Here is a 14,560-nt window from a genome sequence, read left to right as displayed (position 1 = left end):
GCGGACGGGAGTTGTATGTTTCTCCAAACGCGCGGAGCCGCGGTGCGCCGTTCGGGCCATTCCGCCGAAACATCGCGGAGCTCCGCACCGGGAACAGGTGGCTGCCTCGCGCCGGCAGCGGGATCCGAGGTGCGCAGGTGCAGCTGAACGACCTTCTCGCCGATCCGGAACTCGGACTGGTGCTGCTCAACGGCGCGGAGGAGATGGCCCGCCCGGTCCGCGGCGTCTACATCACCGACCTGCTGGATCCCCGGCGCTACCTGCACGGCGGCGAGCTGGTGCTCAGCGGCCTGATGTGGCGAAACGAGCCGGCTGATTCGGAGGCGTTCGTCGCCGCGCTGGTCGACGCCGGGGTGGCGGGCCTCGCCGCGGGCACCGCGCGCCTCGGCCACGCCCCGCCGGACCTGGTCGAAGCGTGCCGGCGGCACGGCCTGCCCGCCTTCGAGGTGCCGCTGACGGTCAGCTTCAACACGCTCGCCGACCGCATCCAGCGTCGCTCCGCGCCGCGCCGCGAGCTGGTCTCCGCGGTCGCTGGAGGTGCCGACCTCGACCAGGTGCTGCGGATGGCGGCCGACGAGCTCGGCACCGACTGCTGGGTGCTGTCCGCGGCCGGCTGGATCGTCGGGGGCACCGCCGACCTGCCGGAGGAAACCCGCTGCGCGGCGCTGCGCGAGTTCGCGACCGGTCGCCTCCCGCGCACCGTGCGGCCGGGCGACGCGCACGTGCTGTGGCCGGTGGAGTCCGGCATCGAGCCGCCCGCCGCCGGCTGGTTCGTGCTGGCGCGCGGCGATATCGCCGACTGGGACGAGGAGAAGGAAGCCATCGCCACCGACCTGAGCACGGTCGTGGCGCTGCTGCGCGCGCGGGTGGACGAGGCCCGCCGGATCGCGGGCCGCTCGGTGGAAGCGGCCCTGCGGCGGCTGCTCGACGGCACCTCCACGCAGGCCGAGGTCGCGGCGCGTCTGGAGACCGCGGGATTGCCGACCGACGAGCCGCTGCGGGCGGTCGCGCTCAGCGTCGGCGACCCGGCCGAGTCGACGACGCTGTTGCGCGAGATCGCCGCGGCGACGGGCATGGCGTCGGTCACGGCGCCGCTGGGCGACGGTGCGACGGCGTTGTTCGTCGACGACGAAGTCCACCTGGCGGAGCTGGACGCGCTGCTGCGCCGCATCGCCGCCGAGACGGAGCCCGGCCTGGGCCGGCGGCGGCTGGCGGTCGGCGTCAGCGACGTCAGCCCGGCGACGGCCCTGCGCGGAGCGCTGGAGGAGGCGGGGTACGCGCGGCGGCTCGCGCAGCGGCGCCGAGGGCGCGCCGAGGTCGTCGCGGCGGCGGAGCTCGCATCGCACGAGGTGCTGCTGGCGTCGGCGCCCGACGAGCTGCGCCGCTCCTACCGCCAGCGGTTGCTCGCGGATCTGATCGCGTATGACTCGGCGCACAACTCAGACCTCGTGCGCACCCTGCGGACCTTCCTCGACTGCTCGGGATCGTGGTCGCGCTGCGCCAAGCGACTCCACGTGCACGTGAACACGCTGCGCTACCGGATCCAGCGGATCGAGGAGATCACCGGACGGGACCTCGCCGACTTCCCGTCCCGAGTGGACTTCTACCTAGCCCTCGAACTCGACCGCGAGCCCGCCGAGTAGCGCCGCATGTTCCGCCGTGGACGGACGTTTCGCCAGGTGAGCTCCCGTGAATGTTTTTGGTTGCTATGGCGGCTCAAAGTGCTCACGGGGCGTGACCAGGCAAAAAATCCACCTGCGACGCGATCACGGGAAGTCGGGTTCCGACCACGCAAAGCGACGACATCGGCGCGGTCCCGTGGGAGTGCTCACACTCGGTTCCACTGTCCGGGGGAAGGGGTGGGCGCGGTTCGAAATCTGTGCGTGAGCGGGGTACTGTGCTTGGTCGCAGTCGCGCTCCGAGGGCGCGCGCCCCAGCGGGTCGGACCCCGGGGAAAACCCAACCCCACCAGCCGAGACGGAGGTACCGGGATTGACCGATCTGTCCGCCACCACCGGTGTGACGGACCGCCCGAGCGGCACCGCGCAGCAGACCGAATCCGCCGCGCCGGACCCGATTCTGCAGTTCCTCGACCGGCAACGCCCCGAAACCCCCTGCCTGGTCATGGATCTGGCGCAGGTGCGCGACCGCTACCGGCAGTTGCGAACCGCCCTGCCGGACGCCCGGATCTGCTACGCGGTCAAGGCCAATCCCACCCCCGAAGTGGTCGGTGAACTGGTCGGCCTGGGGGCCTCCTTCGACGTCGCCAGCCCCGGCGAGATCGACCTGTGCCTCGCCAAGGGCGCGGCCCCGGAGTCCATCTCCTACGGCAACACCATCAAGAAGCGCCGCGACGTCGCCCGCGCCTACGAGCAGGGCGTCCGCCTGTTCGTCACCGACAGCGCCGCCGACCTGGCCAACATCGCCGAGGTTGCGCCGGGTTCGCGGGTGTTCTGCCGGGTCCTGGTGGACAACAAGGGATCTCGCACCCCGTTCGGCCGCAAGTTCGGCTGCTCGCCGGAGACCGCCGCGCAGCTGCTGCGGCGCGCGCGGGAACTCGGCCTGGACGCCTACGGCGTGTCCTTCCACATTGGATCGCAGCAGCTGGAACCCGCCGCGTGGGAGCACGGGATCAGCGCCGCCCGGCGGGTGTTCGAGGACTGCGCCGAGCACGGCGTGCGGCTGCGGATGGTGAACCTCGGCGGCGGATTGCCCGCCGACTACACCGAATCCGCCCCGCCGCTGGCCGACTACGTGCGCCGCATCGAGGAGTCACTGGACCGCAATTTCGGCGCCCAGCGGCCGGAACTGCTCATCGAGCCGGGCCGCTTCATCGTCGGCGACGCGGGCGTGCTGCGCAGCGAGGTCGTGCTCGTCAGCGACGCCGTCGACGGCGACCGCAGCTGGGTCTACCTGGACATCGGCCGCTACAACGGGCTCGCCGAAACGGAAGGCGAGGCCATCACCTACCGGCTGCGCACCTCCCGCGACGGCGACCCGCGCGGCCCGGTGGTGCTCGCCGGGCCGACCTGCGACGGCGACGACGTGCTCTACCAGCGCACCCGGTACGAGCTGCCGCGAACGCTGCGCGGAGGAGACTGGGTCGACCTGCTCAGCGCGGGCGCGTACACCGCGAGCTATTCATCGGTGGGTTTCAACGGATTCACCCCGCTGCCCACGTATTGCGTCGACGGCGACGAACAGCCGTGATCGCCTCGGCAACTTCGAGAAGCCGACACCGAACAGTGCCGACTGGGAGATCGTGCGGGATGGGAGAGTCAGCGCGCTCAACGCGAGCCTGCCGTCAGGCAAGCGGCGTGAGCCGCTTTCGGCCATGCACGCGACTTGCACCGCCGCGGGTTCTCAAGGGTCTTCTCCCGAGGACAGCCCCGACGCGTCGTATTGGTCATACGTGTGTCGGGGATCCCGGAGTCGAGAAGGCGGCAGGAACTCCCGCAGGGGGCCGCTACCCACACCGCCACGCAAACCGACCCGCTCAACTTCTGAGCGCTGGAAGCTGCGAAATGATGGGAGGTCGATAGATGTCCGTTGACACCGGGACGCCGCCGGTTGGGTTGTTCACCGGCCAGCATGTCCTTGCCGAGCTGGAGGGCGTTGATCCGGATCTGCTCGACGACGAGCAGTTCCTGCGCGAGACCCTGCACGACGCGCTGAGCCAGTCGCACGCCACCGTGTGCCAGATGATCGCCAAGCGGTTCGAGCCGCAGGGTGTCACCGTGTTGGCGTTGCTGTCGGAGTCCCACGCTTCGCTGCACACGTACCCGGAGGACGGCTCGATCTTCATCGACGTCTTCACCTGCGGGCACACGGCCCAGCCGGAGCGCGCGGTCGAACTGCTCGCCGAGGCGCTGAAACCGGCCTCGCAGAACGTCCAGACCATTCAGCGGGGCCGCGACTACGCGGGCCTTGCCTCGTGAAGTCGCCAGGACAGTCAGGAGCGCGTTTTGCGCAGGTGGCCCCGTAGCGGAACCTGAGATGCCTCCTCGGTCCGGGAGTCCCGACGTCCAATACGCAGCGTCGGGGCAGGTTCTCCCAGAGAACCCCGGCGGGGTGGGCGCAGTCTGAGAACCGCGGGTGGACACCGTGCGTGCGTGGGCCAAGCGGCTCCGCCGCTTAGAAAACATGCCTTACCGGGCAAGCCGAATCAAGGAGGAGCACCGTTGATCGAACTCGACGGGCACCGGTGGATCAAGGAGCCGATGGGCGACGACCTGCAGCGCCTGTGGCGGGTCGACGAGGTGCTGTGGGAGGGCGACACCGACTACCAGCATGTGGTCATCGGCCGCACCGGCCAGGGCGTTTCGCTGTTCTGCGACGACGACCGGCAGAGCACCGAGTTCTCCCAGCTGGTCTACCACGAGGCGATGATGGTGCCGGCGTTCCTGCTCGCCGCGCAGGTCGAGCGGGTGCTGATCATCGGTTCCAGCGAGGGCGTGGCCAGCCAGATGGCGGTCGCGGCCGGGGCCGGCCGGGTCGACCACGTCGACATCGACGAGCAGTGCGTGCGCATCTGCGCCGAGCACCTGCCGTACGGCTACAGCACCGAGGAGCTCGCCCGCGTCGAGCAGGGTGACGGGCCGATCAAGCTGCACTACGCGGACGGCTGGGGCTTCCTCGACCAGGCGCCGCCGGAGGGCTACGACATCGTCGTCGTCGACCTGCCCGACGAGCGGGCCGACGACGCCGACGGCCAGCACAACCGGCTGTACGGCCTGGAGTTCATCCAGCGCTGCCAGGCGGTGCTCGCGGCAGGTGGCGTGGTCGCGTTCCAGGCCGGGTGTCCGACGGTGTGGCGCAACGAGACGCTGATCCGCGCCTACAACCGGTTCCGGTCGATGTTCGACACCGTCGCCTACTTCGGCTCCGACGAGCACGAGTGGGCGTTCCTGTTCGGCCGGGTCGAGCCGATCGACGACCCGACGAACGTGATGCTGGAGGCGTTCTCCCAGTCGGCCTACCGGCCGGAGACGATCGACGAGGCCAGCCTCATCGGCTGCACCGTCCCGCCGTACTCCGTCCGCAACCAGACCTAAACCTTCCACCATTCCGCATTGCGGAACTCAAGTTCCACGACCCGCAATTTCAATGGAAATCGAAGGTCCAATTTCAATGGAAATTGCGGATCCTGGTCGGCCCGCAGCCGCGGGGCGCAAAGCTGCACGTCGATGGGGTGTCGCATGCGCCGCAGGCGCATAGCCCACCTACGCAACTTGCACCGCCGCGGGTTCTCAGAGGCTTCCTGGGCGAGGACGGCCCCTCCGCCGTGTATTGGGCATACATCAGGAGGGGCACCCACAGTCCAGGGAGCCTCTGAGGTTCCGCTACCCGCACCGCCACGCAAAACGAGGTTGGAAAAATCTCATTGAAATTGCGGCCTAGAGCGAGCCGAAGTAGGGGTGGCGGCCCGGGTTGCCGTCGCGGGGGATGAACCACTGGTCGAAGGCCACGCCCCGCGCGCGCAGCTCGGCCTCGACCTTGGAGACCTGCTCAGCCACCTCCGGCTCCGCATCTTCCGACAGCGGCAGGTCCACCTCGTAGAGCTCGTCGTGGTCGGTATCGCCGAAGGCCCGCCCGGCGAAGGCGGCGAACACCGTCTCGCTGTCGTCCCAGCTCATCAGCTCGGCGGCCTCCAGCACCACGCGCGCCTCGTTGACCACCAGCCGCAACGACAGCGCCTCGGCGACCGTGCGCGGCGGAGTCCAGTTCCGCTCCGTCAGCCGCACCGCGACCGCCGCCGACGACAGCACGAAAGCGCGGGCGAAGAACGCGTCGTAGCAGTGGTCGTAGCAGGGCGGCAATTCCTCCAGCACCAGCAGCCCGACCGCGTCGGCCACCGTCGCGTTGTTCACCGCCAGGGCCAGTTCGTCGTAGAAGATCTCGTCGGTGACCACCCGCACCGCGTGGATCAGCGCCCCGGCGGCCAGCGCGTGGGTGTCCGGATCGGCGCCGAACGCGCTCGCCTCGAACGCCCGCAGCTGCGGGGCCAGCCTGGTGAGCCGGACCCGCCAGTGCTCGGCGTCCATCGCGGGCTCGGCGGAGGTCTCCAGCGCCTCCTCGACCGCCGCCTCCAACTCCTCGTTGATGTCCGAGGACGCGGCGAGCCGCTGGTTGAACTCGTCCTCGGTGATCCGCACCTCCGAGTGCGCCACCGACCAGCCGGTGAGCACCTCGCACTCGCCGATCAGCTCGTCGAGCACCGAGGCGGCCGCTTCCTCGGCCGCCAGCAGCGACGGCGCGTCGAGCGCGAGCACCACGCTCGCGCCGGTCAGGTGCACCGTGATGCGGTAGTCGAGGACGTCGATGTCGCCATCCCCCGGACCGGAGACCCCCTCGACCAGCGCGAGGTGGCGGTCGAGCACGGCCGCTATCCCCTCCTGCTGCAGCGCGTCGAGCTCCACGACCTCGGCCGGCGGCGCGAGCTCCGCTGTCACCGCATAGTCCACCGCTTCTCGCCCTCTCCTCGACGGTTGGTCGGCATGTTACGTCGTCCGGCAGGCGGGGACCCGTCAGCCGATCGAGGGCCCCTCATCGGCCATGATGAACCACGTGACAACGACTGTGGCCGTATTCGGCAGCTGCAACATGGACCTGGTGGCCTACGTCGGGACGGCCCCGAAGCGCGGTGAGACGGTGCTGGGGCGGGAGTTCCACACGGTGCCAGGCGGCAAGGGCGCCAACCAGGCGATCGCCGCGGCGAAGGCAGGCGCGGCGGTGCGCATGATCGGCGCGGTCGGCGAGGACGAATTCGGCGCCCAGATCCGCGACACCCTGCAGAAATCCACTGTGGACGTCACGGGGGTCCGCACGGTCCCGGGGCGCAGTGGCACGGCGCACATCGTGGTGGACGACGCGGGCGGCAACTCGATCGTCGTGGTGCCGGGTGCCAACGGGACGGTCGACGGGCTCGCCGACGGCGACGAGGAACTGATCGCCGGATCGCGGAGTTTGCTGCTGCAGCTGGAGATTCCGTTCCCCGGCGTGGCCGCGGCCGCGGCGGCGGCACGCCGCAATGGGGTGCGCGTGGTGCTCACGCCGGCCCCGGCAGTGCCGCTGCCCGGGGAAATCCTGTCGAATGTGGACCTGCTGGTGCCCAACGAGCACGAGGCGGCGATCCTGGCGGGCGACGACGACCCGCACCGCGCGCTCGCCGCGCTGCTGGAGCTGGTTCCGGAAGTGGTGATCACCCTCGGTGCCCGCGGCTCGCTGTACGGCAACCGCGACGGAGCGCGCGTGGAGGCGCCCAGCTTCCCGGTCGAGGCCGTGGACACCACGGCCGCGGGCGACACCTTCGTCGGCGTGCTGAGCGCAGCGCTGGGCGAGGGCGCCGAGATGCCCGAGGCACTGCGGCTGGCCTCCGCCGGTGCGGCGGTGTCGGTGCAGCGCAACGGGGCCAGCAGCTCGATGCCGACCCGTCAGGAAATCACCGACTTCTTGGCGTCCGCATAAGGGATTCACCGCGACAATTACTGCTCGTTCAAGACCGCGTTACGAGGAGTCATTGTACGAGTTTCACGGGCGGCCGGATTGGTCCCGAGTTCGAACCGGCCGCCCGTGGCACGTGCTCACTGAGCGTTGTCGTAGGCCTCGACGACCTCCGCCGGAATGCGGCCCCGGTCGGAAACCTGCATGCCCTGATTCCGGGCCCATTCCCGAATGGCCTGGTTGCGTTCGCGGTCGGCCGCGGTCGGCGTCGCCGAGGGCTTGCCCGGCTTGACGGCGACGCGCTTGCGGCCACCGGTCTTCCGGGCGTTGGCCACGAAAGACGCCAGCGAGTCGCGGAGTTTGGCCGCATTTTCGGTGGACAGGTCAATTGCGTAGTTCACCCCGTCCAAGGCGAACTCCACGGTGCTGTCGGCTGCTGTGCCGTCGACGTCGTCGACGAGCTGAACGGTGACTTTCTGCGCCACGGTAACCCTCATTCCGGCTCGATTCCCCGTCTTCTCCGCGAACCTCGTGCGGAGAAGAGCGAGCGAACAATAAACGATCGGCGCAAGAATGATCCAGCCGCGGCCGGAATTTCCTGCGATGTGCGCTGGATTACTTTCCAGGATTGCCCCGCAGCGGTTACTGTCAGTCGGTGGTCGGGCGCTCGCCGGCGTGTGAGGTGGCGCGTGACCCGCCCGGCGGTTATCGACAGGTCGCCGCGTTGTTCTATGGTTAAGTACGAGACAACAGCGATGCCGCGTGCTACAACGTGGTCAGGGCTCGCAGTAGTCTTACCTGCAAGTGTCGCGGATCGAGGCGGGGCACGTTCCCGAGACAGGTGATCATGGCCGAGCGGATTCAGGTCGAACTCGTCGATGACATCGACGGGTCCCCAGCCAACCACACCGTCACCTTCGCACTGGATGGTGTGACCTACGAAATCGACCTGAACGAGAAGCACACCAAGCAACTCCGGGCCGTGCTCGATCGCTACATCAAGGCCGCGCGGGCGCCCAAGCCGGAGCCGGTGCGCAGCACCCGCCAGCAGGAGCGCGAAGAGGAACAGGCCCGGCAGGCCAACAAGCAGCTGACGGAGCAGATCCGAGGTGCCGCGCAGCGCACCCGCGAGCACCTCAGCAAGAAGGCCGCCGAGCCCGAACCGGAGCCCGCCGAGCAGTCGGAGCCGGTCGAGGAAACGCTCTTCGACACGACGTCGGCCGAGGAAGCGAAGTCGGACGCCGCCCGCGTGCCGGCCGTTTCGCTGCCGACGTTCTCCTCCGCCGTCGACTGAGCTCACCGGGCAGGTTCGTTCGGCGAAACCGCGCTCGCCCCGCCCTGGCGCCATGCCGTGAGCGAATTCCGCAAGATGCCGGAATGATCACGGATCTGGACACGCGCGGTCCGGTCAAAATACGGTGCTCGCGTTTACCCCGGCGGCAGGCGGGAGACGCGCGTGGCGGATCGCTGCAGACGAGGCGTGCTGGTGGCGCTGGCCACCGCGATCGCGGCGACCGGCTGCGCCCCGCTGGTGGACGTCGAGCAGACCGCCGCCGAGGTGCGCTCCTCCGTGCAGGCCCCGACGGTGCGCGGCGGCGAGGCGGTGATCGCGCTCGACCAGGAGCCGGACAAGCTCGACCCGACGCTGGCGTCGACGCTGGCCAGCCGCCAGATCTTCAGCAGCATGTGCGAGAAGCTCTACGACGTCGACGAATCCGTCCGCCTGGTGCCGCAACTGGCCGCCGCGCTGCCACAGATCTCCGCCGACGGCCGGGAACTCACGATCCCGCTGCGCACCGGGGTGCTGTTCAACGACGGCACCCCGCTCGACGCGCCCGCGGTCAAGAAGAGCCTGGACCGGCACCGCGAGCTCAAGGGTTCGGCCCGCAAGACCGAGCTCAACGCGGTCGAATCGGTGGCGGTCGTGGATCCGAGCACGGTGCGGCTCACCCTGTCCCGGCCGTACGCCCCGCTGACCAGCATGCTCGCCGACCGCGCCGGCATGATCATGTCCCCGGCGAAGCTCGACGAACGCGGCGCGGACTTCACCGACGACCCGGTCTGCGTCGGGCCGTTCCGGTTCACCGAACGCGTCGCGCAGGACCGGATCGTGCTGGACCACAGCGAGTTCTACTACGACCGCGATCGCGTCCGCCTGGACCGGCTGGTGTACCGGACCGTCCCCGACGACAACATCCGGATGGCCAACCTGCGCTCCGGCGAGTTCGACGTGATCTGGGAGGTGCCCACTCCCGAAGTGCCGATCTTGTTGCGGGACAACGGAATCGTGTTGCTCAACCAGCCGACGCTGCAGTACTACGGCATCACCGTCAACGTGCGCAACGTCGGCGGCGAGACCGGTGAGGTGACCGGCCCGCTCGCCGACGATTCCCGGCTGCGGGAAGCCCTGTCGCTGGCCATCGACCGGCGCACGCTCAACAAGATCGCCTTCAACGGGCTGTTCCAAGCCGCCTGCGGGCCCATCCCGGACAGCAGCGAGTACGCCACCCCGAAGACCCAGGAATGCCCGCCGCACGACCCGGAGCGGGCCCGCCGGCTCATCGCCGAGACCGGCGTTCGGACACCGGTGCGGTTCGAGATGACGCTGGCCAACGACCCGACCCAGCTCCGGGCGGGCCAGGTCATCCAGGCGATGGCCGCCCAGGTGGGCTTCGACGTCGTGCTGCGCCCGACCGAGTCGGCGACCGCGATCAGCGAGGCGCGGCAGGGTCGCTTCCAGACCTTCTTCGTCGGCTGGTCCGGCCGGCCCGACCCGGACGGCAACATCGCGGCCTTCCACACCGAAGGCGGCTCGCAGAACTACAGCGGCGACTTCAGCCCCGCCACCGACGAGCTGATCGAGCAGGCCGGCAGCGAGCAGGACGTGCCCCGGCGCCGGGCTCTGTACGAGCAGATCGTCGACGCCCTGCACCAGCGCAACAACGTCGTCTACCTCTACCGCACGCAGTACTACACCGCGCACACCGCGCAGCTCGCCGGCGTCGAGACCTTCCCCGACGGGATCATCCGGATGAAGTCCGCGGGCCACGTCCAGGCGGGGGGATGACATGCGCAGCTACGCGCTCCACCGGATCCTGCAGTCCGCGGTGACCCTGGTGCTGGTGTCGCTGGTGGTGTTCGCGGGGCTCCGCGCGCTGCCCGGCGACCCGGCCGTCGCGATCGCCGGCATCGAGGCCGACGACGCGGTGATCGCGGAGATCCGCCGCGCCCACCTGCTCGACGAGCCGATCCACGTGCAGTACGCGGCCTGGCTCGGCAGCGTGCTGCAGGGCGATCTCGGCGAATCTGCCCAGACCGGCCTGCCGATCGGCGACATCATCCTCACCAGGTTGCCGGTGACCCTCGAACTGGCCGTGCTGAGCCTGCTGTTCGCCGCGCTGATCGGCCTGACCGCCGGAGTGCTCAGCGCGGTGCGCCGCGGCACCGCGGTGGACTGGCTCGGCAACGGCGCGTCGCTGTTCGGCCTGTCCATCCCGAACTTCTGGCTCGGCCTGATGTGCGTCCTGGTGTTCGCGGTCTGGCTCGGCGTGCTGCCCGCCTCCGGCTACGTCCCGTTCACCGAGTCGCCGCTGGGCAACCTGCAACGGCTGATCCTGCCCGCGTTCGTGCTCGGCAGCGGCCTGGCCGCGGTGCTGATGCGGCAGATGCGATCGACCATGTTGGACGCGTTGGGCTCGGACTACGTGCGGACCGCGCGCGCCAAGGGCGCCGGGGAGTGGCGCGTGGTCGGTATCCACGGCCTGCGAAACAGCCTGATCACCGTCCTGACGATCCTCGGCCTGCAACTCGGCACGCTGATCTCCGGCGCCGTGGTCACCGAGCAGATCTTCGTGCTGCCGGGCTTCGGCAAATTGATGGTCGATGCCGTGTTCACCCGCGACTACCCGGTGATCCAGGCCGCGGTGCTGGTCTCCGCGGCCGGCTACATCCTGGTGAACCTGCTCGTCGACCTGCTGTATTCGGTGGTGGATCCGCGAATCAGAGTCCGTGGAGGTGCCGGATGACCCAGGCGGATCTGCCGCGGGTGAGCGGTTCGCGACGGGTGCTACGCCGCCTGCTGCGGCACCGCACCGGCGTCGTCGGGCTCGTGCTGTCGGCGCTGTTCGTGCTGGTGGCGGCGGCCGCGCCGATGATCGCGCCGGCGGACCCGGCGGCGGTGAACTTCGACCAGGTCCTCCAGCAGCCGTCGCTCGCGCTGCCGCTGGGCAGCGACGAGCTCGGCCGCGACCAGCTCGGGCGCGTCATCTACGGCATCCGCGCGTCGATCGTGGTCGGCGTGCTGTCGGTCCTGCTAGCGGTGGTCGTCGCGGTGCCGCTCGGTCTGATCGCCGGCTACTACCGCGGCTTCGCCGACACCGTCGTCTCACGCCTCACCGACACCCTGCTGGCGTTCCCGTTCCTGGTGCTGGCCGTCGGCCTGGCCGCGGTGCTCGGCGCGTCGATGGTGAACGCGGCCATCGCGATCGGCCTGTCGCAGGTGCCGAACCTGATCCGCGTCATGCGAGGGGAGACCCTGCGGCTGGCCGGCGAGGACTACGTGGCCGCCTGCGTCGCGGCCGGTGCGCGCGGCACGACCGCGATGTTCCGGCACATCCTGCCCAATGCGGTGAACGCGCTGCTGATCCAGGTCACGGTCGCCATCCCGCTGGCGATCATCGGCGAGGCGCTGCTGTCGTTCCTGGGACTGGGCGTGCAGCCGCCGGAGGCATCGCTCGGCGTGATGCTGTCGGCCGCGCAGACGTACCTCGCGCAGGCGCCCTGGCTGGTGGTCTTCCCCGGCCTGGCGGTCGTGCTCGCGACGCTCGCCTTCAACCTCCTCGGCGACGGTCTGCGCGACGCCCTCGATCCGAAGGGGCAGCGATGAGCGACGTGCTTTCCTTCACCGACCTGCGGGTGCGCTTCCGCACCGAGGACGGCGTCGCGGAGGCGGTCCGCGGCATCAGCTTCGGCATCGCGCCCGGCGAGATCCTCGCGGTGGTCGGCGAGTCCGGCTCGGGCAAGAGCGTCACCGCGATGTCCGCGCTCGGGCTGCTCGCGCCGACCGCCGAGGTCACCGGGCGCATCGAGCTGGACGGCGCCGAGCTGAGCGCCCCGGACCTGCGGCGGATCCGGGGCAAGCAGCTCGCGATGGTCTTCCAGGAGCCGATGACGTCGCTCAACCCGGTCTTCACCATCGGCTGGCAGCTCGTCGAGGCGATCCGGCTGCACCGGGACATGCCGGCCGGCGAGGCGCGCGAGCACGCGGCGGAACTGCTCGACGTCGTCGGCATCCCGGAGCCGCGCCGACGGCTGAGACACTACCCGCACCAGCTCTCCGGAGGGCAGCGGCAGCGGGTGGTGATCGCGATGGCGCTGGCCTGCGAGCCCAGGGTGCTGATCGCCGACGAACCGACCACCGCGCTGGACGTGACGGTGCAGGCCGACATCCTGGCCCTGCTGCGCGACCTCCGCGAACGCCACGGGATGACGATCCTGCTGATCACCCACGACATGGGGGTGGTGGCGGACCTCGCGGACCGGGTGGTGGTGATGCACCGCGGCGTCCTGGTCGAGCAGGCCCCCGTCGAGCAGCTGTTCCGCGCGCCCGAGCACGACTACACCAAGACGCTCCTGGAGGCAGTGCCGAGGCTGGAGATCGGCGAGCGCGCCGAAGCCGAGCCCGCAGAGCCGGTGCTCCGGGTCGAGGACCTGGTCGTGAGCTACGCCGGCCAGCGCGCCGTCGACGGGGTGTCGCTGCACGTCGAACGCGGCGAAGTCCTCGCGCTGGTCGGCGAATCCGGCTCCGGGAAGTCCACTGTGGGCAAGGCGGTGGCCCGCCTGCTGACCCCGGCGGAGGGCCGGATCGTGCTCGACGGCCAGGACATCAGCCGGCTGCCGACACGACGGCTGCGCTCGGTGCGCCGCAACATCGGCATCGTCTTCCAAGACCCCGGCTCATCGCTGGACCCGCGCATGACCATCGCGGACAGCATCGCCGAGCCACTGCGCCTGCACCGAGCTGCACGCGGCCGCGAACTGGCGGAGCGCGTCGACGACCTGCTCGACGCGGTGGAGCTCGGGGCGTCGATGCGCGGCCGCTACCCGCACGAGCTGTCCGGCGGGCAGCGCCAGCGCGTCAGCATCGCGCGGGCGCTGGCGCTGGAGCCGCGACTGCTGATCGCCGACGAACCGACCAGCGCGCTCGACGTGTCGGTGCAGGACGCGGTGCTCCGGCTGTTCCAAGAGCTCCAGGCCAGGCTGAACTTCAGCTGCCTGTTCATCAGCCACGACCTGGCGGTGGTGAACCTGCTCGCCCGCCGGGTGGCCGTCATGCACCGGGGCGAGGTGGTCGAGCAGGGAGACCGCACCCAGGTGCTCGGCGACCCGCAGCACGAATACACGCGACGACTCCTGGCCGCGGCTCCGGTGCCCGACCCGATCCGCCAGCGCGCGCGACGGGCCGCGTCCTGAAGGAGAGGTCAGTCCTCGGCGCGGTGCCGTCGCGACCTGCTGCGCGCACCGGGCCCGGTGCGCGCAGCCTTCTTGGCCTCGGCCTTCGGTCGCTCGACCCGCTCAGCCAGGGCGGCGGCGAACTCGGGCGGGGCGCTGGGACCCCAGTTCCGGTCTTCCGGGTCCCCAAGCGTCTTGCGCAGCTCGGTGTAGATCGGTGTGGAGTCCACTGCTACCCCCGTTCAGACGATCGTCTGGGAGGCTACCGGCGCTTCCCGGGCGATTCGCGGCGACGAAGCAGGACCACACGAACGTGGACTCGAACCGCGGTCCCGGCGGCCATCCCGCGCAAGCGCCCCAAGATCGGCTCTGACCTGGTGTTTTGATGTTTAAGGGGGGTGGTTGCAGGGGGTGTTTCGGGGGTGTGTAAATTTATCCAAGTCAGAGCGACACGGGCCGGGAAAACCGGGCCGAGCCTGACACGGGTCGCGAACCAAGCTCCTGCCTTCGGGTGGTAGAGTGGGTGAACCGAAAAGGTAGTGAAGAAGCTCCCCGGAGCTGCGGTCCCGATGAGGGGTCGGGGTGATGGTGTGGGTGTGTTCTTTGAGAACTCAACAGCGGACTGTTTTGGTTAGTGTTCTTTTATGCCCCCGACCATTTCGGTGGT

At 69.8% G+C, this 14,560-nt stretch carries 13 protein-coding genes; 10 read left to right on the top strand and 3 right to left on the bottom strand.

Annotated features, from left to right (window positions below; translation table 11 throughout):
• The first annotated feature begins 137 nt into the window (after positions 1-137).
• From AC07FN_RS41355 to AC07FN_RS41340, 4 genes are all read left to right on the top strand, one after another.
• Positions 138-1,643, top strand: coding sequence for a PucR family transcriptional regulator (locus AC07FN_RS41355; protein ID WP_478400587.1), 1,506 nt, complete (start codon positions 138-140; stop codon positions 1,641-1,643).
• A 349-nt stretch (positions 1,644-1,992) separates the two neighbouring features.
• Entirely contained in the window at positions 1,993-3,210 is a 1,218-nt protein-coding gene (locus AC07FN_RS41350; protein ID WP_478400586.1) for a type III PLP-dependent enzyme, read from the top strand.
• Positions 3,211-3,542: 332 nt separating this feature from the next.
• Positions 3,543-3,938: an adenosylmethionine decarboxylase gene (gene speD, locus AC07FN_RS41345; protein ID WP_397528706.1), complete on the top strand. Its 396-nt coding sequence runs from the start codon at positions 3,543-3,545 to the stop codon at positions 3,936-3,938.
• Between the two features lie 243 nt (positions 3,939-4,181).
• On the top strand, positions 4,182-5,054 hold the full coding sequence (locus tag AC07FN_RS41340) for a spermidine synthase (protein ID WP_478400585.1): 873 nt from the start codon (positions 4,182-4,184) through the stop codon (positions 5,052-5,054).
• A 342-nt stretch (positions 5,055-5,396) separates the two neighbouring features.
• Here the strand turns inward: AC07FN_RS41340 and AC07FN_RS41335 are convergent, their stop codons facing one another.
• Positions 5,397-6,464 carry a hypothetical protein gene (locus tag AC07FN_RS41335; RefSeq protein WP_478400584.1) on the bottom strand — a complete coding sequence of 356 codons (1,068 nt, stop codon included), beginning with the start codon at positions 6,462-6,464 and terminating at the stop codon, positions 5,397-5,399.
• A gap of 103 nt (positions 6,465-6,567) precedes the next feature.
• Here AC07FN_RS41335 and rbsK point away from each other — a divergent pair, with 103 nt between their 5' ends.
• Entirely contained in the window at positions 6,568-7,467 is a 900-nt protein-coding gene (gene rbsK, locus AC07FN_RS41330; protein WP_478400583.1) for a ribokinase, read from the top strand.
• Positions 7,468-7,583: 116 nt separating this feature from the next.
• Here the strand turns inward: rbsK and AC07FN_RS41325 are convergent, their stop codons facing one another.
• Complete coding sequence (locus AC07FN_RS41325; protein ID WP_132482616.1) at positions 7,584-7,928, bottom strand: histone-like nucleoid-structuring protein Lsr2; 345 nt, start codon at positions 7,926-7,928, stop codon at positions 7,584-7,586.
• 362 nt (positions 7,929-8,290) lie between these two features.
• Between AC07FN_RS41325 and AC07FN_RS41320 the strand changes: the two genes are divergently transcribed.
• The 5 genes from AC07FN_RS41320 (at position 8,291) to AC07FN_RS41300 (ending at position 13,914) form a co-directional block, all read left to right on the top strand.
• Positions 8,291-8,737, top strand: a complete 447-nt coding sequence (locus AC07FN_RS41320) for a histone-like nucleoid-structuring protein Lsr2 (RefSeq protein WP_452618668.1) — start codon at positions 8,291-8,293, stop codon at positions 8,735-8,737.
• Positions 8,738-8,899: 162 nt separating this feature from the next.
• Complete coding sequence (locus AC07FN_RS41315) at positions 8,900-10,510, top strand: ABC transporter substrate-binding protein (protein WP_478400582.1); 1,611 nt, start codon at positions 8,900-8,902, stop codon at positions 10,508-10,510.
• Position 10,511: 1 nt separating this feature from the next.
• Positions 10,512-11,468: an ABC transporter permease gene (locus AC07FN_RS41310; protein WP_478400581.1), complete on the top strand. Its 957-nt coding sequence runs from the start codon at positions 10,512-10,514 to the stop codon at positions 11,466-11,468.
• Positions 11,465-12,328, top strand: a complete 864-nt coding sequence (locus tag AC07FN_RS41305; protein ID WP_478400580.1) for an ABC transporter permease — start codon at positions 11,465-11,467, stop codon at positions 12,326-12,328. The genes AC07FN_RS41310 and AC07FN_RS41305 overlap by 4 nt, the downstream gene beginning before the upstream one ends.
• Positions 12,325-13,914 (top strand): ABC transporter ATP-binding protein, encoded by a 1,590-nt coding sequence (locus AC07FN_RS41300; protein ID WP_478400579.1) that lies wholly within the window; start codon positions 12,325-12,327, stop codon positions 13,912-13,914. Before AC07FN_RS41305 ends, AC07FN_RS41300 begins: the two co-directional genes overlap by 4 nt.
• 8 nt (positions 13,915-13,922) lie before the next feature.
• On the opposite strand, the gene AC07FN_RS41295 is transcribed toward AC07FN_RS41300, so the two are convergent.
• Positions 13,923-14,123, bottom strand: coding sequence for a hypothetical protein (locus tag AC07FN_RS41295; RefSeq protein ID WP_478400578.1), 201 nt, complete (start codon positions 14,121-14,123; stop codon positions 13,923-13,925).
• Between the last annotated feature and the right edge of the window lie 437 nt (positions 14,124-14,560).

The organism is Saccharopolyspora sp. NPDC045941 (genome assembly GCF_056431445.1).
This window is presented reverse-complemented; position numbering and strand designations above follow the sequence as displayed.

Excerpts from the sequence above, each read along its gene's own strand:
- AC07FN_RS41320 (WP_452618668.1), top strand. The coding sequence starts at position 8,291 with ATGGCCGAGCGGATTCAGGTCGAACTCGTCGATGACATCGACGGGTCC.
- AC07FN_RS41305 (WP_478400580.1), top strand. The coding sequence starts at position 11,465 with ATGACCCAGGCGGATCTGCCGCGGGTGAGCGGTTCGCGACGGGTGCTA.
- AC07FN_RS41310 (WP_478400581.1), top strand. The coding sequence starts at position 10,512 with ATGCGCAGCTACGCGCTCCACCGGATCCTGCAGTCCGCGGTGACCCTG.
- AC07FN_RS41300 (WP_478400579.1), top strand. The coding sequence starts at position 12,325 with ATGAGCGACGTGCTTTCCTTCACCGACCTGCGGGTGCGCTTCCGCACC.
- speD (WP_397528706.1), top strand. The coding sequence starts at position 3,543 with ATGTCCGTTGACACCGGGACGCCGCCGGTTGGGTTGTTCACCGGCCAG.